This window comes from Nocardia sp. NPDC004860 (genome assembly GCF_040609015.1).
Taxonomy (GTDB): Bacteria; Actinomycetota; Actinomycetes; order Mycobacteriales; family Mycobacteriaceae; genus Nocardia.
Map to the genome: position 1 here is coordinate 354,557 of NZ_JBEXJI010000003.1, position 22,730 is coordinate 377,286.

The window sequence follows — 22,730 nt, forward strand, 5'->3', positions numbered from 1 at the left end:
GGGGCGGGGTGGGGTTGTCAGGAGAGGAAGCGCCGTAGTTCCGCCGCGACGAACTGGGGGTTCTCCTCGACGAGCCAGTGCCCTGCGTGGGGCACGTCGACCGCGCGCACGATGTTGGTCATGCGCGGTGCGACGGTCGCTCGGATCGCGTCGAGTTGGCCCTGAGCGGTCATGAGGAGGGCCGGGACGGGAGTTGGTGTTGCCGCCACGGTGTCGCTGACGTCTTCGTCCAGGGCGCGGTAGAGGTCGAAGCCGCCTGCCAGTTTCTCGGGCCGGCTGTATGTTCTCGCGTACTCGTCGATTTCGGCGTCGGTGAAGGGTGATCGGTCCGAGGTGCCGCCGAATGCCGTGCCGCCGAAGGAGACCTGCGGGTAGAACAGGGCCAGGTACTCGCGGACGTGGTCGCCGACGACCGTTTCGGGGACTCGCCGCTGGGAGTGAAAGGCGATGTGCCAGCTCAATGTGCGGTAGGTCGGCGCGTCGATCGACGGCCCGGGTAGCGGTAGGTCGAGGTAGCCGAGGCGCGCGGTGTCGGCGGGGTACTGGGCGGCGTACTCGAAGGCCACCGCGGCGCCGAAGTCGTGCCCGACAACGCGGGCATCCCGCACTCCGAGCCGATCGGCGATGAGGGCGTGCACATACCGGGCCAGGGTGGCCTTGTCGTAGCCGGTCGGTGAGCCGGTGCTGTCGCCCAGTCCCGGGAGGTCGACGGCGTAGACGGTGTGGCCCTCGGCGAGTGCAGGCATGATCGGCCACCAGCCGTACCAGGTCTGCGGCCAACCGTGGATCAGCACCACCGGCGAGCCGCTGCCACCGGTCACATAGTGCATACGGACACCATCGACGTCGGCGAACTCGTGCCGGAAGGTGCTCTCGAACGCGGGGTCGCCCTGGGTGGCGGCAGCGTAGGGGGCGACAGCGGGTGCGGCCGGAGAGCAGGCCGCCGCGCACATCGCGATCAGCAGGGCGAGCGCGGCGACCGCCACCGCGCGGGCCGATCGGAGGAAGCCGTGCGTCGGCGTCCGGCTCGTGGTGATCATGTTTCTGGCGTTCATCGGGGACTCCTTCGGTGGGGAGGCGCCCAGTCTCGCTACGGCCACCCGGATCTGGCACGCAATCTTGCGGTTCCGGCAAGATGGCCTCGTGGACCGCGAAATCGACGATGTGCTCGACGCAGTGGGACCGAGACTGCGTGCGCTGCGCCGCGCCCGCGGGATCACCCTCGCCGATCTCGCGACGCGGACCGGGGTGTCGGAGAGCACGCTGTCCCGGCTGGAGAGCGGGCAGCGCCGCGCCACCCTGGAATTGCTGTTGCCGCTGGCCCGCACCTACGACGTTCCGCTGGACGACCTCGTCGGCGCCCCGCGCACCGGTGATCCGCGGATCCACCTCAAGCCGATCCGGCGGTCCGGGATGACCTTCGTGCCGTTGTCCCGGCGACCGGGTGGCATACAGGCGTTCAAAATGGTCATCCCCGCCCAGCCCGAACCGCTCGACCCGACACCGCAGACGCACGACGGCTTCGAATGGCTGTACGTGCTCAACGGTCGCCTCCGGCTGGTGGTCGGCGAACGCGACCTGACACTGCCGCCCGGCGAAGCCGCGGAGTTCGACACCTCGCTGCCGCACTGGCTGGGCAGCGCCGACGGCGGAACGGTCGAACTGCTCATCCTGTTCGGCCTCCAGGGAATGCGCGCGCATGTGCGTCCCGACCAGCACGAGAACCGTTGACCGCCAACGGATCTTCTCGGGTCAATAGCGGACGTTCAGGGCCGTTGTGCGGAACACGGCCATGCCGGCGTCGGTGGCCACCGCGCCGTCTGCCGGTCGTGGTCGCGATGTACCGCGGCGTGGTGCGGACTCGGATATCGACGCCATGGGATTGCGTCCCGGTGTTCGCGGTCGGCGCGGAGGCACCCGTGGATAGCCGTGCCGCAACCGTCGAATAGCTGGATGTCCGCTCGTCACGGGCGATAGGCTGGGCACCGTCGAAAGGTGAGTTGATCATGTCCGGTGCTCACAGCGATAACGCGAGGATTGCGCGCGGCTGATGATCGACGACGCCGCGAACCGTACCCGCCGTGACGTGAGCATGTCGGTAGCGGAGGAGTTGCCTGCGGTCGGAACCTCGTCGCGAACCATAGGACGCAGCGGCAACGTGCTGCCCGAGTTGACCAGCTTCGTCAACAGGCGCGCCGAGCTGACCGAGCTCAAGCACCTGCTGACCGTGTCGAGGCTGGTGACGCTGGCCGGGATGGGCGGCGTGGGTAAGACGCGGCTGGCGCTGCAGGCGGCCGCGGCTGTTCAATGCGATTTCGCCGATGGGGTGTGGGCGATCGATCTGGCCGACGTGCGTGATCCGTCGCTGGTGGCTCCCATCGCCGCTGCCACGCTGGGCGTGCGGGTCGATTCGGCCCGGCCGGTCCACGACACCCTGGTCGAGTTTCTGCGATCCCGTGAAATCCTGCTCCTCGTCGACAATTGCGAGCAGGTTGCCGAGTCGATGGCAAGCCTGGCCCAGACGTTGTTGTCGGAGTGTCGGGGATTGCGGATCCTGGTCACCAGCCGCGAGCCGCTGGATATCGGAGGAGAAGCGGTGCGGCGGCTGTCGCCGCTGAGCGTTCCTGCCGCCGGCCGCGAGCCGACGCTGCGAGAGCTGCGCAAATACGATGCGGTGATGCTGTTCGGCGATCGCGCCGCGGCGGTCGTGCCCGGATTCGCGCTGACCGAGGAGAACAAGGCCGCGGTGGTCGGGATCTGTTCGCGGCTGGACGGGTTGCCACTGGCGATCGAACTCGCGGCGGCTCGGATGCGCACCATGTCGCCGGACCAGATTCTGCAGCGGCTCACCGACCGGTTCGCGCTGCTCACCCGGGGCCACCGCACCGCGCCGACACGGCAGCAGACCCTGCGGTGGTGCATCGACTGGAGCTATCAACTGTGCACCCCGGCCGAGCAGCGGTTGTGGGCCCGGTTGTCGGTGTTCGCCGGTGGTTTCGAACTCGACGCCGTCGAGGCGGTGTGTGGTGCCGATACCGAGACGGCAGAGCTGCTCGATGTGCTGTCCTGGCTGGTGGACAAATCGGTTGTGATCAGGGAAGAACCCGTGGGTGCGGTCCGCTTCCGGATGCTCGACACCGTACGGGCCTACGGGCAGGACAAGCTGCGGGAGGCCGGCGCGGACGAGGATCTGCGGCGTCGGCACCGGGACTGGTACCGCCAGCTGGTGCTCGATGCCGAGGCCAACCTGATCAGCGACCGGCAACTCGACTGGATGGCCCGGCTCGACCGCGACCAGGGGAACATCCGTGCGGTGCTCGAATTCTGCATGTCCGACCAGACCGAGCAGTCAGCCGAAGCGGGGCTGCGCATCACCGCCGCCTCGTTCGTGTTCTGGAGTTTCCGTGGCTTGTTCGGTGAAGGCCGCCGCTGGCTCGACCGCGCCCTGGCCCATCCTTGCGCGGATTCGACAACCGACCAGGTCCGGGCGCTGCACGCCAGCGTCTTCATGGCCACGCGGCAATGGGACCTCCAGACGGCAACCACCCTGCTCGAGCAGGGGCGCGTGCTCGCCGAGCGCGATCCCACGCCCATGAATCAGGCGCTGATCGCCTCTGCAGAGGGTGATCTGGCTCTCTATCGCAATGAGCCCGCGCGCGCGGTGTCGTGTATCGATCGAGCCATCGAGGTGCTGAGCTCCGACCCGCGAGGGTGTCTGCACATTACCGCCCTGCTGTTGCTCGGTGTGGCGTACGCGCAGCAGGGCGACTCCGCACGGGCGGCCGAGTGCCATCAGCGGATCCTGTCCATCACCGAGGCGTGCGGCGAGTCGTTGTTCCGGTCGACCGCGCTGGGGATGACCGGGATCGCGGCGTGGCAGCAGGGTGAGAACTCCCGCGCACAGGATTTGCTGCGGGAATCGCTGCGGCTCAACCAGTGCATGCGCAGCCTTCTCGTCGCGGCGCTCGATCTCGAAGTGCTGGCGTGGCTCGCGGCCGGCACCGACGACCAGCGATCCGCCGCGCTGATGGGCGCTGCGGCAAACATGATGCAGACCGCCCCCGGCGCGGCGATCTACTTCCCGCAGATGGTCGAGGCCCACCTCGACTGCGAGCGTGTCGTGCGCCGCGCGCTCGGTGAAGCGCGCTTCGATGCCGCGTGGCGACGCGGCCAGGCCATGAGAATCAACGCCGTGGTCGCCTACGCGCTGAACGAAGAACAACCGGCCGTCACCCCGTCCGCCGGCGGGACGACATTGACCAAACGTGAACGCCAAGTGGCGGACCTGGTCGCCGAAGGACTCACCAACAAGCAGATAGCATCCCGGCTGGTGATCTCCCAGCGCACCGCGGATGCCCACGTCGAGCACATCCTGACCAAACTCGGGTTCACCTCTCGCGCCCAGATCGCGGCGTGGTCCGTGGACGCGGCCCGACACGAGGGCTGATCGCGTCCCACTGCTGAGGCGCGCTTGGTCCAACAGATCATCGAGACGCGCCGGCAGTCGACATTCCCGTGCACTGCCCAGGCCGCCCGCTACCCGAGATGATCTCTGCCCCTTGGTCTTCGAGATCATCGCGTGGCCGATTAGCCCCGCGCGCCACGCGGCAAGAGCGGACGTTCCGCATCCCGCTCAGGCGGGACCACGTTGGTTCCGCAATATCGATCACCGTCGTGCGACGAACAGTGCTCACTCGCGGGTAAGCCACCGAAATCGGTGTATGGCGGCCGTGTTCGAGCCGACACAGAATGATACTCGAGGTGCGCGGGGGCGGATGGCAACAATCGCTTGTCTCAGCACAAGATTCCGTCGTAGAGGAACGACCCATGTTCAGGAAATCCGGTATCAAGACCGATCCATCGGTCGAACTGACTGCCGCCCAGATGCGCTCAGCGCTCGCAGCAGCCCGCCGAGCCGCGCGCGAATCCCGCCGATCACTGCGAACAGCAGGCGGCCAATACCGGCGCTACCGAAGGAACGCGGGTGCAGCCTACCTGGATTGGCCTCGCTGGCACGCGGAGTACCTGCGCGAGTACCGCCGGGGATCGGATTGGGTCAGGCCCGACAACCCCGGCGGCATGGGAAACGCGGGCTCCCTCAGCGGAGCGCTATAGCTCTGGTTTTGGTGTGTCATGAATCTCAGCGCATCCATCGTTCGCGACCGATCGTGTTCAGAACGGGCGCATGGCATTCGGCAGTAGCGGAGGTTCAGCCGGCCTCGGATCGGCGCGGCCAGTTGATCTTCCGATGCCCGGCGCCGGCCGATTCGATCAGCGCGGTATGCGGCATTTTCGCGTGTTCACGCCAGATGTGGAGCCAGGATCGCCGCACCCGCACGTACGGCGGCCCAGTCGGTATCGTCGTGTCGCGCCAACGCCCGCGGCAACCAAGTCCGGCGCTGCGCCTGTTCCCGAATCAGCCCGGGGATATCGAGCTCGATCCCCGGGGCGCCGCCGGCCGCGGCCAGGTGGTCCACCCGCTCCTGCATGGCTTGCAGCAGTCGGTAGTCGAAATCGGTTACAGCAGCGACGAATTCCTGGGTGCTGACTGTCCGGCGGCCCGACAGCGGCGCGGAGAATGTGATCTCACCGTCGGGATCGGGTGTGAACCGCCACGCCACGGTGACCGTGTCCTCAGGGGAGAGAGTGCGCCACCACCGAAACCCGGGCCCGAATCGAAGGTACGAGGTGTCGGTCCACCGCAGGTTGTAAGCCTCCGAGGCGGCGGCGACCGCGGAATCGTCGAGGATGTCCGGATCACTGGCATCGACGACCCATCCTTCGGCTTCAGCGGCAAAGAACTTCGCCAAATCATCCGGTACCGGGTCGAGAGCCGAAGGCAAGACATCGAGCAGGTCTTCCCATAGCCGGACCACGTAATAGTCCACCCAGGGCGGCTCCGCCGCGGGGTTCTCGCGTGTCCAGGCCAGGGTCTGCTCGGTATACCGGAGCAGCTCGACACCACCGACTTCCAAGCCGTACCAGCCCTGAGTGAGTCCGAACCAGTGCAGCGCCGAACGCTCCCCCCATGGGACGACCTCGTCCAGGGACACCAGCTCGAATGGGATCCGCATCATGCCCTGATTCAACTGCTCGATCCACATCCCGTCGACCCTATTCGGATCCCGGTCAGGCCCCGGAGAGGAGCGGCCACTGCCACCTCATCGGCATGAGCGTGCACTGCCGGCGGTCGTACGGCGCTCTGCCCGTTGATCTTCCGATGCCCGCGCTGGCCGGTTCGGTCAGCGCGGCATGCGGCAGAATAGTGCGTTCGACAGATCAGGCTTCGGATCGCCGCGGGCCTGGATGTGTCCCTGGCTATTCGGTGGAAGACCACTGGCGCGACATCCCGCCATCAGCCCACAGGTGCACTTCTTTCCCAGCGCGATCAGGATCTACCAGACGGTGAGTCCGGCTCGCCCGCCGCCTTCCGTGCCTGTTGTGCGAGTGCGGTGAGGGCGTTCAAGTGTTCGTGGTAGGCCGTGCGGCCGCGGTCGGTCAATGCGAGCCACCGGACGCGCAGATGTTCGAGCAACTTGCCCAGACCTACCTCGACGACCCCACCGCCACCGCCAGTTTCGATCAGATCGCTCCGGGACTGGCCACCTGCTACCGCGACGCGATGGTGGCCTTCGCTGATACCAGGCTCACGTAACCGACAGCCGCCCATGCCATCCGGATTGCCCTGCGCTGGCCGGTTCGGTCCGTCAGCGCGGTATGCGGCAGATGCGGACGTTCAGATGCGGGACCTAGTGGCTCGGCCAGGGACGTTGGAGTGGGAATTCGGGCTCGATACCCCCGCGTGTCCGGATTGGGACCCGGTGTCTGTGAGGGCTACTGAAGGGCGAGTGTTCGTGCGGGTGTCGTGAATTGGTGAAAGCTGTTGACGAAGTCCTTCAAAGCGTGGCGATCTTCGTCAGTGGGCGGGCGATGACCGCGTTCGGCGGTAGCTACGACGAGGTCACCGACTCGTATCTGTAGGACCTCCCAGCACACCGGCAGCACCAGAGCCTGGACCGTACGTCCATGGCAGCTGATCGTGAGATAGGAGCTGTATCGGCTCGCGACGGCTGCGAGGTCCTCGGCGATGTCCTCGGTGAGCGCTCCGAACGCCCGGAACTCCTCAAAGTGCATGTCGCTTCCCCCGTGCCCTCCTGCTCGTGTAACTCCCTCTCCAGCCTATGCACCGGTAGGTACTCAACGCACCAAACTCGGCATTACCGTGCACTGCCGAAGGCCGAGCGGCGTTCAGCCCGTTCATCTTTCGGGGGTACCGGGCTGGCCGGTTCGGTCAGCGCGCCATGCGGCATGTGCGGACATCCAGATCAGCGACGGCTATCAAACTCCCTTGCCGGCGCGTTAGTTGCTACGAGATACCGTGCCCTGAATCCGAGACGTGTTCATTCGGCCGTAATCCGTATAGTGATAGGTCGCCGAAACCACCTGGCTACTCCCGGCCTCACACTTCGGAGCGCGCAGCTGAGTAAACGCGAACCCGTTGCCTGTATCAGGCTGATACAGCAGCACTTCGGTTCCCGGCGGACCCGACCGAAATGGCAGCTCGTCTCGGAACGAGATCGCGGTCGGCGGGGTGGTTTCGACCCTGGCTGTGCTGTTGCGCAGTGTGACCACGACGCGGAAACCGTTGTCGGGCGCATCCTTCGGCGGATATGACTGTGTCGCGCCGCCGGTGTAGACGGTCGCCTGTCCCTCATCGGTCCAGTCCGACAAGTTCCTGCCGCAATGGGGATCGGTGACGAGCCCGGCCAGGACACCGGACGGGGTTCCGCTGCCCGCGATCAGCGGCGGAATCGTAACCACCGCACCGACGATAATGGCAACCACCAGCACTGCTCCGCCTCGCATCGAGGCGGAGCGCGTCCGACCGGATCGGTTGCTGTACAAGTGCAAGAAGGCTGCCACAAACGCTGCGGCAAGTGCGAAGCACGCCGCGACGACGCTGGTGTCGAGGTGTCCGGGTAACTCCGGCTTGTAGTCGGACAAGTACAGCTCGGTTCCCACCCACTGGGCGAACAAACTGGCAACTATCCCACCCACGATGGTGCCGCCAGGCGCGAACCGGTATGGCATCAGCCCGAAAAGGGCAGTGACGGCCAACAGCGGGCTGATCACAAGCAGGAACGGCCAATAGACCGTCAGGTTGGCCGCGAAATGGCCGCCCGCTTCGAGCTCGAACCGTGGATCCGCTCCCGACTCCGAGTACAGTCCGAACGCGATCGCCGCCCACGCCACAGCCAACGCGCCGACGGCAACGAACTGCACTATGTACGCGAGGCGGTTCAAGCGATTCCACGGTGTATCACGAGCAAACACGTGGTCACTGTACCGACCAGTTGTGTCCGATCCGGTTGCCAAGTGTGGAGAAATCGTGCGGGTCCGGTAGAGACTCCGAAGTCGCGGCCGCGAGCGCAGCAGGATCGGCGGCCTTCAGGGCCGACCGCCTCGTCAATGGTGTTCGCCTCATGTCATGGGCGGCACAGCGAATGCAGGTTGTTCGAGTCGTAGCGCTCGCACCCGTGCCCCTAGCTCATCGAACATCCTCAACTCGGCAATGGCGGACGTTCTGCACCGCAACAGGTTCCGGGTGCCGGCGCCTCGCGCTGGCCGGTTCTGTCGACGCGAAATGTGCCAATGTAGGACGTTGGGTGCCGAGTGGTCGGCCGCCGGGCGACTGATTCCCGTGCGCTGATGGACGCGCACCATTCGGCGGTCCGCCGCCCTACTGTCGGTGCTGGTGCCGCCTCAGGTGTTGGTGTGTGCTCGATGGTTGCGCGATAGGCTTTGGAGGTGCCGGTCAGGGCGGATGGCACCGAAGCTGTGTCGAATATTCAGGTGTGGTTGTCGAACATCGCGTGGGGCCACACCTCGGGGATCCGCGTCTCGGGGTATCGATGTGGTGCATGAGTCCCTCGAGGATCTGATCGTCGATCCGGCCGAACGGAGCCGTACGGCGCTCGCCGGGGCGGTGGCCCGGTTCGAGCAGGCGTGGGCGGCGTCGGGGTGTCCTCCCGACCTGTCGGCGTATCTGCCCGACGCCGATGCCGAGCGGCGTGCGGTGCTGGTGGAGCTGATCAAGGTCGACCTCGAGAACCGCTGGGTGCGGCATCACTTTCCCAAGCGCCTGGCCGAGTATTGCGAGCAGTACGCCGAACTGCGCAGCGGCCCACTGCCTGCGGACCTGGTCTACGAGGAATACCATGCCCTGCGTCGCGGCTCGCAGCCGGTCGCGGGGGAAGAGCCGACGGAGCCCGGGGCCACGGAGATCGGTCGGCCTCCGGTCCAGTTGGACACCACCGCTTATCGCAGCACGATGGTTGCTCGCCCGAGTGCGCAGGTTGCCCTGGGGGCCATCAATCCGGGGGACCGGGTGGGGGATTTCGATCTGCTGACGATGATCGGGGAGGGCACGTTCGCGCGCGTGTATCTGGCGCGGCAGCGCTCGATGCAGCGGCTGGTCGCGGTCAAGATCTCGCACAACCACGGGACCGAGCCGGAGACCCTCGCCCAGCTCGACCACGAGTACATCGTGCGGATCTTCGACCAGCGACTGATCGCCGACGGTGAACTCAAGCTGCTCTACATGCAGTACCTGCCGGGCGGCACGCTGCTCGACGTGCTGAATCGGCTGCGGTCGACCCCGGTGCGGGCCCGCAGTGGGCAGGTGCTGCTCGATGCCGTCGACGGGGTACTCGAGGTCAAGGGCGAGGTTCGTGCCACCGATTCGGCGGTACGGGCCCGGATCGCCGCGATGACGTGGCCGGAAACGGTTGCCTGGCTGGGCCGTCGGCTTGCCGATGCGCTGGGGCATGCCGCCGGACGCGGGGTGCTGCATCGCGATATCAAACCGGCGAACGTGCTGCTGAGTGCCGACGGTATACCCAAGCTCGCCGACTTCAATGTCAGCTTCAGTCGACAGATCCGGGGCACCAGCCCGCTGGCGTACTTCGGTGGATCGCTGGCCTACATGTCGCCCGAACAGCTCGAGGCGTGTCATCCGGAGCTGCCGGGGACCGCCGGTGACCTCGACACGCGCAGCGACATCTACGCGCTGGCCGTGATGCTGTGGGCGCTGCTCACCGGACGGATCCCGTTCGCGGACGAGGAATTCGCCGGTATGTCGGAGACGTCGCTGGGTCGCATGCTCGAGCTGCGCCGTCGGCCCATCGATCCGCGGTATCTGTCCGAGGTTCCCGCCGATTGCCCCGCGGCGCTGCGGCAGGTGCTGCTGACCTGCCTGTCACCGGACCGCGAGCACCGGTACGGCAGTGGATCGGAATTGGCTCTGCAGTTCGATCTGTGCCTCGACGCGCGGGCCCGAGACCTCGTCTACCCACCGGAGAACAGTTGGCGCGCACGGCTTTCGCGCCATCCCGTCCCGATCCTGTGGCTCATCGCATTGGTCGGCGTCGGACCGGCGTTGCTCTACCTGTACGGGCAGAGCTTGCAGTTCGGCAGAGGGCGCCCGTCAGGGGCCGTCCACTCGGAGCTCATCCAGGCCTCGAACACTTTTCATCTGATCGCCTGGCCGCTGGCCATCGTGAGCTGGGTCTACCTGTGCCGACATCTGATCGCGGTGCCCCGCGGCCTGCGCAAGGGCAGACGCTACGACGAGGCGACGCTGGCCCGCGTCCGATCACGCACCCTGTTCTGGGCCGACTTCGACGTGATGTTCACCCTGGTGTTCTGGATGATCGGCGCGGGGGTATGGGTGGCCCTGCTCGGCGCGATAGCCGCTCGTCCGCCGCGGCTGTTGGCCCATGCGGCGATGCTGGTGCTGGTGTGCGGCGCGATCGCGGTCTCCTACATGTTCTTCCTGCAGGCGTTCTACATCGTCCGCTGCGTCTACCCGATCTACCTGCGCCATGGGCACACGACCGTTCGCGATGCCGCCCGCCTCCGGGCATTGCACCGACGAAGCACGGTCTACCTCGGCATCGCCGCATCGGTGCCCCTGGTCGCCGTGCTGACCGGATTCCTCTACCTCGAGCCTGACGAGCGCGTCCGCATCATGAATTCGGTGCTGTGGTTGTGCGGGATCACCGGGCTCGCGTTCGTGGCCACCTATTGGCTGTTCCGGAAACTGGACGCGGACCTGCGAGCCCTCGAATGGGTCGTCGAGAAGCGATCGGGTGTCGAGATCGCATGAGCACTCCCAGCCGATGCCAGGAGGCCAGTCGTTGTGATTCGTTTGCCGCATGTCGGATTCTGTTGCGCGGCATGATGTCCGGCCCTGGTCGATGAGTTGTGGCGCCGGCAGAGCTGCTGATGGCGACAGGCTGGTGGGACGGCAGGACCGGCCGTTCGTCTCAGGACCCGAACCAGCGCCGGCGACGGTCTGCTGCGAACTCCGCTTTCTCCCTGGCGAATTCGGCGGACGGTCCGAGGAACGGAGCCACCGGGGCCGGGCCGGACAGGAAGTCCGCTTCCACCTTCCCGACGAGGCCGCCGCCGAACTCGATGTGGCACGTGCCCTGTCCCAGGTATCTGCCCTCGTGCGGGTTGTCGTGCAGGCCGGCGATGATGTCCGCCGCGACGGTCCGTGCCGCCGTCTCGGCGAAGACGCCCGCCCGGGGCACGGGGGCGTCCGCACAGTCGCCCAGCGCGTACACCCCCGGGTACGGGGTCGCAAGGGTGGCCGCGTCGACATGGATCCAGCCGTCCACCCCGCCCTCCGTCAGGCCGGAGGACTGCACGACATCCGGAACCCGGTGGCGGGGGACCCCGACGAACAGGTCATAGGCGAGGTCGCCGCCGCGCGTCGACGCGGTGTGCGTGGCCGGGTCCAGGGCGCGCACCCGCGTTCCGGTCGTGTACTCGATGTCGCGGTCCGCGAGTGCGCCGACGATCGCGGTGTTGGAGCTGGGGGACACCGGGATGGGGGAGTCCATCGGGGTGAGCATTCGCATGCGGGTCGCACCGCGCAGGTTGCGTCGCACGAGTTCCTCGTGGAGCAGCAGCGCACCTTCGTACGGTGCCGGTGGGCACTTGAACGGGACGCTGAGGATCGACAGCAGGACGGTGCCGCCGGTGAAGGCGTCGAGGCGTTCACGCAGCCGGTGGACTCCCTCGAGCGAGTAGTACTCGTGACCGTCCTCGACGAATCCGGGGGTGGCACCGCAGTCGTACTCCGCACCCAGCGCGACGACGAGCGTGTCCGGCGCGTACCCGCCACGGTCGGTGGTGACCTTGCGGTTGGTGGGGTCGATCGCGGTGACCGTTTCGCGCCGGAACTCCACGGCAGGAAGGTCGAGAGTGTCGTACGGAATCCGGACGTCGTCGACAGTGCGGTCCCGGAACAGCACGTCCAACTTGGAGAAACCGAATACGAATCCGTCGGCGCGGTCGAGGAGTGTCACCCGGACCTCGTCCGGTACGGACCGGGACAGGCTGGCGGCGAGTTCGAGCCCACCGAATCCCGCACCCAGGATCAGAACGGTGTGCATCGTTCGAGTATGCGCCTGAGGGTGCACGATGGACAGGACCTGCCGAGGGGACATCGATCGGTGAGCGCGGCGTATTGTGCCGGCTCGGGTGAAGCCTGCCCGCCTGCGCTGGGCTTCCGCCATCCAGGACCTGATGGTCACGGCCCGGCCGATGCTCGAGCCGCCCATCTAGGACGTCGTCATTCGTGCACCAGGCTCGCTTGTGCCAGTAGCCGACGGCACCGTGGTAGTCGAGTGCCTGTCGGGCTGGGTTGTCATGTTGTGGTCGCGAGCTGGGTCGCCAAGCGGGCGGCCTCGCGTCTCGAGGCTGCGGCCACGCGCTTTTCGCCTTCGATGCGGGCTCGGATTGCGGCGACGGAGCGGTGGTCGGGGATGCGTGGGCTGGGGAGGTATCGTCGGCCGGTCTGCGCGAGATGCCACGAGAGGAACATGAAAGTACTTGCGGTGGTGAGGATTTCGGTGAGCATGATGTCCTCTCGTGGCTAGCCGGGGTAGGTGCGGGGGATGTCGCGGAGGACAATGCGGATCGCGCGTAGGACCGCGGTGAGGGGCTGGAGGCTCTCCGACTGCGGGTATCTGAACCAGTGGGGCTCGGGTCCGCTGGGCGGGAGCGTGGAGGGGAGGATGATTTGCCTTCCCGGCGGCAGGAACTCGCACTGCGCGCGACGGCGGAGATCGGCGGCGCAGCCGGTCATGTCGAGTGGGCTCGGGGCGGCCAGGAGGATCAGGTCGCCGCTCCCGGTGCCCTCGTCCAGGATCGGCGTGACCTTCTTGCTCCAGAACAGCTCATCGTCGATCAGCGCCGCCAGGCCGCTCGGCGCATTGATCGCGCTGATATCGCTGGTGGACAGCGTGATTCGGGTGCCCGATACCCGACAGGGCAGACCGTAGAGCTCCCGGTACAGCCACACCCGCCGTTCGATCGGAGTTTCACCGGTCATGCCTGCGCATGTGGGCATCGGCTCGCACCTTCCTCGAGATACTTGCGGGCACTCTCCGAGCGCGGGCACGGCGGTTCGCAGGTGGCGTGGATTGCCAGAATCCCTTCGGCGCGTTGGCGACTGACCGGCCAGATGCGCCTGTTGTGACAACCATCGGCGACCCATCCTTCGACCGTTCGCGGGTAGGTGACCATCTGAAGTCCTCTCGGCGGCGTCGTGGTCTGCCTCGAAGCTCACTCCTGGTCCGGTGGCATGAAAACTGAAAACTGGAAATCCAGATCGAGTTTCCTGTTTCCCCAGCGCGTGTCCCGAAGTCGGTGGGACGATTTTCTCGATCCTGAAATCAAGGCCCGCGAAATCTGGGAACTGCGACGGCATCAGAACGGGAAAACCCATGCCCGAGAACACGAGTACCCTCACGCGCCGCCAGTTGGGGCGGTACCTGCGCGAAGCGCGGGAGGCAGCGAAGTTGACTCTGAGTCAGGCGGCGAAGGTCATGGAGTGGGGCACAAGCACTCTCCAGCGGATCGAGGTCGGCGAGACGGCCAAGATTCGCATACACGACCTGGACAAGCTGATCAGTCTGTACGAGGTCGACGACCACTGGGCGGTCACCCTGCGTGCCATGGCACAGCAGGCGGCGGTCAAGAGTTGGTATCACGAGTTCGGTTCGGTTATCCCCGAAGACTTCCGGCTGTATGTCGACATGGAATACAACGCCCGGATAGTGACGTCGTTCCAGCCGGATCTGGTACCTGGCCTGCTCCAGACTCGCCCCTATGCGCGGGTCCTGACCAGCGACGCCTATCCCGATGACGACGAAGCCAAGCTCGGCGGCAGACTCGAGTTGAAGGCCCGGCGACAACGCGCCATCACCCGTGATGTCAACCCGATCCAGTTCAACGTCATCCTCGGAGAAACTGTGTTGCGCAGAGTCATCGGAGGGCCGAAGGTAATGGCAAACCAGCTCGAGTACCTCGCCACAGCCAGCACCCGGCCCAACGTCTCCCTCCGGGTCCTTCCGTTCTCCGCGGGAATGCCAACGGGTCGTCAGACCGGTCCGTTCGTGATCCTCGAATCGAAGCTCGACAGCCGAGGCGATCCGGCCGAGCCGCCGACTGTGTACGGAGAGGGATTCTCGACGGACATGTACACGGAGAAGTCGGACATCGTCGAAAGCTACGCATCCGCCTTCAGGATTCTCCAGCGAGCAACGTTGGACGAGATGCGCAGCAGGCAACTGGTGCGTGATGCAGTAAGGGAGTATCTGTGAACGACGAACTACGCGAAGCGCTTTGGTTCAAGAGCAGTAAGAGCGGCGGCGGCAAGGAGTGCGTCGAGGCCGCGTTCCTGGTCGGGGGCCGGGTCGGTGTCCGTGACTCCAAGCATCCCGCCGGGCCGGCGCATGTCTTCACCGCCGGTCAGTGGGATGCGTTCGTGGGCGCGGTCATGGCGGGGAAGTTCGACCTGTCCCGCGTTTGATCGATCGAAAAGGCGGCGAAATGCGCACGGGGCCCGGTCATTTCGACCGGGCCCCGTACGTGGTGACCGCTTACCTGTGGCGTCCGCAGGCCTTGTGGTAGTCGATCACGGCCTGGCGGGCGGCCTTCAGGTCCTGTGCCTCCTGCGGGTTGGCCTGCCGCCACGCCTGCCGTTCGGCGCGGCGCTGGTCCTTGGGCAGGCTCTTCACCTTGGCGATCTCGGCGGCCACATCCGGGTGCTGCGCCAGGTAGGCGGCGACCTTGGGGGCGGCGTCCGCGCGGGCCGCGGCGGCGGCCTGCGGGCTGCACTGCGGCGTGTCCGCGGAGGCGGTGCCCGGCACGGCCAGGGCGATGGCGGCCGCTCCGGCGGCGCCGACCAGGGCCGCGGCAAGGGTGCGTTTCATTCTCACTCCAGGTTCGTGGGTTGTGGTCCCCACCGAATCTGCCCGCGAAAGCTGAAGGCGGCCTGAATCGGCCGGCCATCTTCAGGTGATCTTCAGCCACACCTCGGCAACACCGGCAAGCCCGGTGATCACGGGCGAGCCGACGGTGCGCTGCGGGGCAGGCGGAGGACGAAGACGGCTCCGGTCGTGCCTGGGGCGGGGTCGGCGCAGGTCAGGTCGCCGCCGTGTGCGCGGGCCAGGCCGCGCGCGATGGCCAGGCCCAGACCCGAACCGTCCGGGCGATGGTGGCGGGCATGGTCGAGACGCACCAGGCGGTCGAAGATACGCTCGCGATCCCCGGCCGGAATGCCGGGGCCGCTGTCGGAGACGACGACGTCGACGGCATCGGCATACGCGCGCAGCTCGACGGTGACGCTGCCGTCGTCCTTCATGGCCTGGCAGGCATTGCTGCACAGGTTGGTGAGGATCTGGGTGATGCGTTCGGGATCGGCGGGCACGGTGGCCGCCTCGCCGGTGAGCCGGAATTCGGTGTGCGGGTGCAGCATTCGCATGCGGTCGAGGTGCGTGGCGGTCAGCTCGTACAGGTCCACCGGTTCGAGCCGGAGCTGCAGGCCGGCGTCGATGCGGGCCAGGTCCAGCAGGTCGTCGACCAGGCGGCCCGCGCGCTGGGTCTCGCGGACCAGGAGCAGCAGCATGCGCTGGCGGTCCTCGGGATCGGTGTCCGCGGGCTGCTGGAACACCGCTTCGGCCAGCGAGCGCACGCCGGTGATGGGGGTGCGCAGTTCGTGGGCGGCGTCGCCGACGAACACCCGGATGCGCTGTTCGGAGGCGCGGGCGCGGGCCTCGGCGGCGGCGGTGTCGCGCAGCGCGCCCTCCAGGGCATCGAGCATCTCGTCGAAAGCGGCTGCGGTGCGGCCCAATTCGGTATCGGTGCGGGATGGTTCGAGGCGGCGGCCGAGGTGGCCGTGCGCGATATCGCGGGCCAGCCGGGTCATGGTGTCGAGGGGCGCGAGCGCACGGCGTACCCCGAGCCAGAGTCCGAGCGAGATCACCGCGATGGCCCCGGTGGTGGCCAGGGCCAGCAGCAGTCCCAGCCGCGACTGCACCCGGGCGATCAGCGGCGTGTCCACCTGCAGGGTGAGCCGGCTGTCGTTCAGCGTTCCGGGCCCGGTGAGTTTGATGAGGCGGGTCTTGGTGGTGCTGTCCTCGGCCAGCCGGTGGTCGAGGCTGCCGAAGGTGCGTCCGTCGGGCAGCACCAGCCGGACCCGCACCGAATGCGTGTCCACCCGGGTGATCAGGTTCTCCGGCGAAACCCCTTCCTGCGCGAGCTGTCTGGCCAGCTGGGCGCGGTCGGTGAGCACGGTGTTCTCGCTGCGGGTCACCACCACCCCGAACAGCGCGTGCACGCTCAGCGCGACCAGCACCAGGACGATGCCGGAAACCAGTGCGGCCGTGAGGGTTACGCGACCGCGCAGCGAGACGGTCCTCACCGCGGCACCCGCAGCGTGTAGCCGAGGCCGCGCACGGTGTGCACCACCCGCTCACCGTGTTCCTCGAGCTTGCGGCGCAGTGCGCTCACGTGCACCTCGACCAGGTTGGGGTCGTAGTCCTCGTATCCCCAGACGGCCGTGAGGATCTGGGTCTTGGTGAGCACCCGGTCCCGCTGCGCGGCCAGGTAGGCCAGCAGCTTGAATTCGGTGGCGGTCAGGGTGAGCTCGTGTCCGGCCCGCCGTGCGCCGCCGGCGTCCACGTCCACCTCGAGGTCGCCGATCACGATGCGGCTCTGGAGTTTTCCCATCCGCCGCAGCAGCGCGTCCACCCGCGCCACCAGCTCGACGAGGTCGAAGGGTTTCACCACGTAGTCGTCGGACCCGGCGCGCAGTCCGCGCACCCGGTCCTCGACGCCGTCGCGGGCGGTGAGCATGACCACGCCGGCCGCCGAGCGGGCCCGCACCGATTCCAGCAGGGCGAAGCCGTCGCGGCCGGGCAGCATCACATCGAGGACCACGACATCGGGCCGGAACTGGGCCAGGTCCTGTTCCAGCAGGCCGCCGTCCGCACGCGCGAGCACCTCGTGCCCGGCGGCGGACAGTCCGGCTCCTACCGCGGCCCGAATGGCCTCGGCGTCTTCGATGACAAGAATGCGTCCCGGTTGCACCCGGCAATTCTCAGGCCTGTGCCTGTGAATCCGCTGCGAACCGGGACGCCTCGCGGGCTTTTAGTGCGGGACCGCGACGGCGGTAATGAATTCCGCCAGCTTCCTGTCGTCGATGTTCTTGGCAAGGTCGGATTCACAGATCATGCCGGCCAGTTGGTTGCCCTTACGCATATCGAGAACTGGCATGCGCTTGATCTGGTTCCGTTCCATGACGTCGAGGACGGTACTCATATCCGTGTCGACATCGACCGACCACACGCGGCCCTGGGCCAGATCGCCGGCTCGGACCCGGCTGGGGTCGTGTCCCATGGCGACGCAGTGCACGACGATGTCACGGTCGGTGAGCATGCCGATCAGCGTGTCGCCCTCACAGATGGGGAGCGCGCCGACGTCCATGTTGCGCATCAGCTGAGCGGCGCGATCCAGGGTTTCATCAGCGGGGATGCATTCCGCACTCCGGTGCATGATGTCGCGAGCCTTCACTGCAACCTCCTGTCTCGGGATGGGTGTGCCAGGAGACATCGTGACCCCGATCACACCGGAAGGTCAATGCGCATGTTTCGGAAGCGACCCGTGACCCGGCGCAACCGGCCGGTTCCCGGCACGCTCAGCCACACCACGAACGCCAGCAGACCGTCCAGGATCAGCGCCAGCGCGGCCACCAGGATCGCGCCCACGAGCACCTTGTCGTAGCGGTAGAGGCTGATGCCGTCGAAGATGTAGCGGCCCAGCCCACCCAGGTTCACGTAGGCGGCGATGGTCGCGGTCGCCACCACCTGCAGGGTGGCCGCGCGCAGGCCGCTGAGCAGCACCGGCATGGCATTGGGCAGCTCGACCCGCAGCAGCACCCGGGGTTCGCTCATGCCCACGGCCCGCGAGGCGTCGACCACGATCGGGTCCACATTCGCGATGCCCGCGTACGCGCCCGCCAGCAGAGGCGGAATGCCGACGGTGAGCAGGGCCAGCAGCGGCGGGGTCAGGCCCAGACCCATGAGCAGCACCACGAAGGTCAGCACGCCCAGGGTCGGCAGCGCGCGCATGGAGTTGGCGAAGCCGACGATGAGGGCCGACCCGCGGCGGGTGTGCCCGATCAGCAGGCCGATCGGCACCGCGATCACCGCTGACAGGCCCACGGCCAGCAGGCTGTACCAGAGGTGCTCGAGAATGCGGCGCCCGATGCCGGCCGGGCCGGACCAGTTCGCGCCGTCGGTCAGGAAGTGCCAGGCATCCAGGAAGAGGTTCATGCCGCACGCCCCTTCAGCCACGGCGTCGCCACCCGGCCGAGCAAGTACAGCAGGCGGTCCACGATCAGGGCCAGCACCAGCACCACGATGATGCCCGCGACGATCTCGTCCGGGTAGTCGCGCTGATAGCCCTGGGTGAACAGCTTGCCGAGCCCGCCGACGCCGATCAGCGCGCCGACGGTCACCATCGAGATATTGGTGACGGCCACGACCCGCAGGTTGGCCATGAAAACCGGTAGGGCGAGCGGGAAGTCGACGGTGAGCACCCGTCGCCAGCGCGGGTAGCCGATGGCGTCGGCGGCGTCGAGGGTGTCGGCGGGCACCGAATCCAGGGCGGTGGGAACCGCCGTGATGAGCAGCGCCACCGAGTAGATGGTCAGCGCGATAACCACATTCAGCGGATCGATGACGCCGAGGCCCAGCAGCGGCGGCAGAATGACGAACAGCGCCAGCGACGGAATCGTGTACGCGACACTGGCCGCCGTGGTGGTGACCCGCCGCAGCCAGCGCGCCCGATGCGCCAGCGCGCCCGCCGGGATCGCGATCACCAGGCCCAGTAGCAGCGGCAGCAGGGCCAGATACAGATGGGTGCGGGCGTATCCGGCGATCTCGTCGAAATTGTCGAGAAGGTACCTCACCGGGGCTCCTCGAAGAAGACCCGATTGCGTTCGGCCTCCTCGGCGGTGCGCTGCCGGTGCAGCTGCTCCAGCACGTCGCGCGCGTAGATCGCACCCACCGCCGCCCCGGAATCATCCACCGCCACACCGATTTCCGACGGCGAGGAGATGGCGGAGTCGAGCGCCTGGCGCAGATCGCCGTCCTGCGGGAAGAGCGAGCCGCCCGCGGCCATGCTGTCGGTCAGCGCGTGCCCGGCGCGGACGCCCTCCACGCCGGTGGTGTCGATCCAGCCCATGGGCCGCTTGGCCCGGTCGATGACCAGCCGCCATTCGCCCAGCGCCAGCCGGACGCCGGGCACCTCCTCCGGCGTGACCGTCGAGAGTTCGTGCAGCGGAACGGTATCGGCGGTGCGGAAGGACAGCTCCCGGTAGCCGCGGTCGCGGCCCACGAAGCCGGCCACGAAATCGGTGGCGGGCTGGGCGAGTACGGTCCGCGGCACATCGTGCTGCTGGAGGTAGCCGCCGGGGCCGAAGACGGCGATGTGGTCGCCGAGCTTGATGGCCTCGTCGATGTCGTGGGTGACGAAGACGATGGTCTTGTGCAGTTCGGACTGCAGCCGCAGCATCTCGTTCTGAAGTTCGGTGCGCACCACCGGGTCGACGGCGCTGAACGGTTCGTCCATCAGCAGGATCGGCGGGTCCGCGGCCAGCGCCCGGGCCACGCCCACGCGCTGCTGCTGGCCACCCGACAGCTGCGCCGGATAGCGTTGCGCCAGGCCGCGATCCAGCCCGACCCGGTCCATCACCTCGAGCGCCGCCCGGCGGGCCGCACGACGGGACTGCCCGCGCAGCACCGGCACGGTGGCCACATTGTCGACCACGGTGCGGTGCGGCAGCAGGCCCGCGTTCTGGATCACGTAGCCGATGCCGAGCCGCAGCTCGACCGGATTGCTGCGCGAGATATCCTGTCCGCCAACGGTGATGGTGCCCGTGGTAGGGCTGATCATGCGGTTGATCATGCGCATGGAGGTGGTCTTGCCGCAGCCGGACGGCCCGACGAACACGGTGAACGACCCGGATTCGATGCGCAGGTCGAGGTCGTGGACGGCGGTGGTGCCGTCCGGATACGTCTTGCTGACGCCGGTGAATTCGATGGCGGACACCGTGTTCGGCCCTCCCTAGGCGATCGGCTTGTCGAGCCCCTGCGCGGCCACCCACTGCTTGGCGGCGGCGGCCGGTTCGGTCTTGCTGCTGCCGGAGACGGCGGTATTGAGCGAGATGAGTTCGGCGGTGGTCAGTTTCGCCGAGACCGCGTCGAGCACCTTCGTCAGCTTGTCGCTCTTCTTGGCGGTGTTGTAGAGCGGCGCCACGTTCTGCGGCGGGAAGTTGTGCTTCGGGTCGGTCAGCACCACCAGGTTGTTGGCGGCGATGGCGGGGGAGGTGGTGAAGATGTCGGCCGCGGTGACCTGACCCTCGGTCAGGGCCTTCACGGTGGCGGGGCCGCCGCCGTCGGCGATCGGCACGAAGTTCGCCGCCGCGATGTCCAGGCCGTAGTTCTTCTTCAGGCCGGGCAGCCCGCCGGGCCGCTCGGAGAACTCCGCGGGCGCGGCCAGTTTCACCTCGGCCGAGTGCGCGGCCAGATCGGCGATGCTCGTCAGGTTCCACTTGTCGGCGGTGGCCTTGGTGACCACGACGGCGTCGGAGTCCTCACCGGGCGCGGGGGTGCCGATGGCGAGCTGATCGCCGAGCGCCTTGGTCAGTGCCGCGTTCACCTCGTCCGGGGTGGTGGCGGTGCTCGACTTGTCCAGGTACTGAAGCAGATTGCCGGTGTAGTCCGGGATGAGGGTGATGGCGCACTGCTTCAGCGCGGGGACGTAGGCTTCGCGGCTGCCGATATTGAGCTTGGTATCGATACTGAAACCGTTGGTGCGCAAGGCTTCCGCGTAGATATCGGCCACCGTCTCGGATTCCGGGAAATTGGCCGAGCCGACAGTCACCCGGTTGGCGTCGCTGCCGCAGTCGCCGCCACCGCCGAGCGGATTGGACTTGGAGCCGCCACAGGCGGACAGCGCCATGGCCGCGGCCAGCGCCACCGACGCGGCCAGAATTCGGAGTACGGTCCGGGCGGTGCGCCTGCCGTCGGCGCGGGTGGTGATGAGCGAGTGCACTGTCGTCCTTCCGAGCGGGGTGCCTGCGCGGGCGGGGCGGATTCCACCCCTGAAACAGACTCAACTGTCCATATTGCCCGGCTGTTCCTGCGAACGTTGCCTACCTGTGGTCGGTTTCGTGCATTTGGCGGATACGGTCGAGCCATCCTGCCGGGGCGTTTCCAGCGGGAGAACCTCTCGGCTCGAGCTGCGCGGAACTCCGCGGTGCGCTCATGCGCGGGTCGGTTTCGCACGGGGGAGGGGTGGGGCGGCAGACTGTTGCGCGTGTCCGGCACAGACTCCTCCGCACCGCGCGCCCTCGGCCGTCGCGCCCGCTCGCTCCGCCGCGCACGGCGGCCCCGCCTCGGGTCGGCGCTGCTGGTCGTCGCGGTCGCCGCGGCCGCGGTGGCCTGCGGCAGCTCGGGCACCGGACCGGTATTGACGGTGGGAGCGGGCAATTCGGCGGAATCGATGATGATCGCCGAGATCTACGCGGGCGCGCTGGCCCGCGCCGGACTGCGCACCCGGGTCGAGGATCGGATCGGACAGCGCACGGATCTGCTCGCGGCCCTCGACACCGATCGGATCGCGCTGTTCGGCGATGTCAGCGGAGATCTGCTGACCGCCCTGGACTCCACCGCGAACGCCACCAAACCGGACGAGGTGAATGCGGCTCTGTCCAAGGCGCTTCCGGAGGGCGTCGTCGACTCCGATGCCGCCGACGGCACCGACCTTCGCCCCACCGTGGTCGCCGCCGCCGCCCGCCCCGACGGCCTGCCGTCCTCGCTGAAGGACCTGGGCACGCGCTGCGCCGAGATCACCATCGGCATCGACACCGGCGCGCCGCTGGACGCCCTGCGCGCCCCGCTCGACCCGCAACGCGACGTCCTGGACCCGCTGCGCACCGTCTACCACTGTGCGATCAGCCACCCGGTCACCTTCGACACCGACATCGACCTGCGAAAAGCCCTCTCCGACGGGGAAATCCAGCTGGCCGTCCTGCCCGGCCCGCCCGCCTTCCTCCCCGACGGCGGCGCCGACCTCGCCCCACTCGCCGACCCCGACTACGCCTTCCGCGCCGCCATGGTCCTCCCGGTCATCCGCAAATCCGCGTTGACCGACCAGCAACTCCGCAAACTCAACTCTGTCGCCGGCGAACTCACCACCACCGACCTGGCCGACATGATCCACCAGGTCCGCGACCAGGGCGCCGTCCCCGCCGCCGTCGCCCGGGTCTGGCTCGACGCGCACGCCCTGTGACCCCGGTCCGGTCG

The 22,730-nt window shown here is 67.5% G+C and carries 20 protein-coding genes; 7 read left to right on the forward strand and 13 right to left on the reverse strand.

Going from position 1 to position 22,730, the window contains the following annotated elements; translation table 11 throughout:
- Positions 1 to 17 precede the first annotated feature (17 nt).
- Positions 18 to 1,055, reverse strand: a complete 1,038-nt coding sequence (locus tag ABZV44_RS09315; RefSeq protein ID WP_354833730.1) for an alpha/beta hydrolase — start codon at positions 1,053 to 1,055, stop codon at positions 18 to 20.
- A gap of 88 nt (positions 1,056 to 1,143) precedes the next feature.
- Between ABZV44_RS09315 and ABZV44_RS09320 the strand changes: the two genes are divergently transcribed.
- On the forward strand, positions 1,144 to 1,731 hold the full coding sequence (locus ABZV44_RS09320; RefSeq protein ID WP_354833732.1) for an XRE family transcriptional regulator: 588 nt from the start codon (positions 1,144 to 1,146) through the stop codon (positions 1,729 to 1,731).
- A gap of 319 nt (positions 1,732 to 2,050) precedes the next feature.
- Positions 2,051 to 4,447 (forward strand): LuxR C-terminal-related transcriptional regulator, encoded by a 2,397-nt coding sequence (locus tag ABZV44_RS09325; protein WP_354833734.1) that lies wholly within the window; start codon positions 2,051 to 2,053, stop codon positions 4,445 to 4,447.
- 853 nt (positions 4,448 to 5,300) lie between these two features.
- Here the strand turns inward: ABZV44_RS09325 and ABZV44_RS09330 are convergent.
- Positions 5,301 to 6,104 (reverse strand): DUF5984 family protein, encoded by an 804-nt coding sequence (locus ABZV44_RS09330; protein ID WP_354833736.1) that lies wholly within the window; start codon positions 6,102 to 6,104, stop codon positions 5,301 to 5,303.
- 368 nt (positions 6,105 to 6,472) lie between these two features.
- Between ABZV44_RS09330 and ABZV44_RS09335 the strand changes: the two genes are divergently transcribed.
- Positions 6,473 to 6,655, forward strand: coding sequence for a TipAS antibiotic-recognition domain-containing protein (locus ABZV44_RS09335; protein WP_354834099.1), 183 nt, complete (start codon positions 6,473 to 6,475; stop codon positions 6,653 to 6,655).
- 704 nt (positions 6,656 to 7,359) lie between these two features.
- On the opposite strand, the gene ABZV44_RS09340 is transcribed toward ABZV44_RS09335, so the two are convergent.
- Entirely contained in the window at positions 7,360 to 8,334 is a 975-nt protein-coding gene (locus ABZV44_RS09340; protein ID WP_354833738.1) for a hypothetical protein, read from the reverse strand.
- 583 nt (positions 8,335 to 8,917) lie between these two features.
- On the opposite strand from ABZV44_RS09340, the gene ABZV44_RS09345 reads away from it, so the two are divergent.
- Positions 8,918 to 11,167, forward strand: coding sequence for a serine/threonine-protein kinase (locus ABZV44_RS09345; protein WP_354833740.1), 2,250 nt, complete (start codon positions 8,918 to 8,920; stop codon positions 11,165 to 11,167).
- Positions 11,168 to 11,327: 160 nt separating this feature from the next.
- Here ABZV44_RS09345 and ABZV44_RS09350 read toward each other — a convergent pair whose 3' ends face one another.
- Both ABZV44_RS09350 and ABZV44_RS09355 read right to left on the reverse strand, forming a co-directional pair.
- Positions 11,328 to 12,464 carry an FAD-dependent oxidoreductase gene (locus tag ABZV44_RS09350; RefSeq protein WP_354833742.1) on the reverse strand — a complete coding sequence of 379 codons (1,137 nt, stop codon included), beginning with the start codon at positions 12,462 to 12,464 and terminating at the stop codon, positions 11,328 to 11,330.
- Positions 12,465 to 12,946: 482 nt separating this feature from the next.
- Positions 12,947 to 13,423, reverse strand: coding sequence for a hypothetical protein (locus ABZV44_RS09355; protein WP_354833744.1), 477 nt, complete (start codon positions 13,421 to 13,423; stop codon positions 12,947 to 12,949).
- A 376-nt stretch (positions 13,424 to 13,799) separates the two neighbouring features.
- Between ABZV44_RS09355 and ABZV44_RS09360 the strand changes: the two genes are divergently transcribed.
- Together ABZV44_RS09360 and ABZV44_RS09365 are read left to right on the forward strand one after the other, a co-directional pair.
- Positions 13,800 to 14,678: a helix-turn-helix transcriptional regulator gene (locus ABZV44_RS09360; RefSeq protein WP_354833746.1), complete on the forward strand. Its 879-nt coding sequence runs from the start codon at positions 13,800 to 13,802 to the stop codon at positions 14,676 to 14,678.
- Positions 14,675 to 14,887, forward strand: coding sequence for a DUF397 domain-containing protein (locus ABZV44_RS09365; protein ID WP_354833748.1), 213 nt, complete (start codon positions 14,675 to 14,677; stop codon positions 14,885 to 14,887). Before ABZV44_RS09360 ends, ABZV44_RS09365 begins: the two co-directional genes overlap by 4 nt.
- A 70-nt stretch (positions 14,888 to 14,957) precedes the next feature.
- On the opposite strand, the gene ABZV44_RS09370 is transcribed toward ABZV44_RS09365, so the two are convergent.
- The 8 genes from ABZV44_RS09370 to ABZV44_RS09405 all read right to left on the reverse strand — a co-directional run bounded on the left by ABZV44_RS09370 (position 14,958) and on the right by ABZV44_RS09405 (position 21,384).
- Positions 14,958 to 15,290 (reverse strand): hemophore-related protein, encoded by a 333-nt coding sequence (locus tag ABZV44_RS09370; protein WP_354833750.1) that lies wholly within the window; start codon positions 15,288 to 15,290, stop codon positions 14,958 to 14,960.
- A 128-nt stretch (positions 15,291 to 15,418) separates the two neighbouring features.
- A complete protein-coding gene (locus ABZV44_RS09375; RefSeq protein WP_354833752.1) occupies positions 15,419 to 16,780 on the reverse strand; it encodes a HAMP domain-containing sensor histidine kinase in 1,362 nt (453 codons plus the stop codon).
- Positions 16,777 to 17,448 carry a response regulator transcription factor gene (locus tag ABZV44_RS09380; protein WP_354833754.1) on the reverse strand — a complete coding sequence of 224 codons (672 nt, stop codon included), beginning with the start codon at positions 17,446 to 17,448 and terminating at the stop codon, positions 16,777 to 16,779. The genes ABZV44_RS09375 and ABZV44_RS09380 overlap by 4 nt, the downstream gene beginning before the upstream one ends.
- Positions 17,449 to 17,508: 60 nt before the next feature.
- Positions 17,509 to 17,931, reverse strand: a complete 423-nt coding sequence (locus ABZV44_RS09385; RefSeq protein ID WP_354833756.1) for a CBS domain-containing protein — start codon at positions 17,929 to 17,931, stop codon at positions 17,509 to 17,511.
- Positions 17,932 to 17,981: 50 nt separating this feature from the next.
- Positions 17,982 to 18,692, reverse strand: a complete 711-nt coding sequence (locus tag ABZV44_RS09390; protein WP_354833758.1) for an ABC transporter permease — start codon at positions 18,690 to 18,692, stop codon at positions 17,982 to 17,984.
- Positions 18,689 to 19,330 carry an ABC transporter permease gene (locus ABZV44_RS09395; RefSeq protein ID WP_354833760.1) on the reverse strand — a complete coding sequence of 214 codons (642 nt, stop codon included), beginning with the start codon at positions 19,328 to 19,330 and terminating at the stop codon, positions 18,689 to 18,691. Before ABZV44_RS09395 ends, ABZV44_RS09390 begins: the two co-directional genes overlap by 4 nt.
- On the reverse strand, positions 19,327 to 20,472 hold the full coding sequence (locus ABZV44_RS09400) for an ATP-binding cassette domain-containing protein (RefSeq protein WP_354833761.1): 1,146 nt from the start codon (positions 20,470 to 20,472) through the stop codon (positions 19,327 to 19,329). Before ABZV44_RS09400 ends, ABZV44_RS09395 begins: the two co-directional genes overlap by 4 nt.
- A gap of 15 nt (positions 20,473 to 20,487) precedes the next feature.
- Positions 20,488 to 21,384, reverse strand: coding sequence for an ABC transporter substrate-binding protein (locus ABZV44_RS09405; protein ID WP_354834102.1), 897 nt, complete (start codon positions 21,382 to 21,384; stop codon positions 20,488 to 20,490).
- A 357-nt stretch (positions 21,385 to 21,741) separates the two neighbouring features.
- Between ABZV44_RS09405 and ABZV44_RS09410 the strand changes: the two genes are divergently transcribed.
- A complete protein-coding gene (locus tag ABZV44_RS09410) occupies positions 21,742 to 22,716 on the forward strand; it encodes a glycine betaine ABC transporter substrate-binding protein (protein WP_354833763.1) in 975 nt (324 codons plus the stop codon).
- Positions 22,717 to 22,730: the final 14 nt, after the last annotated feature.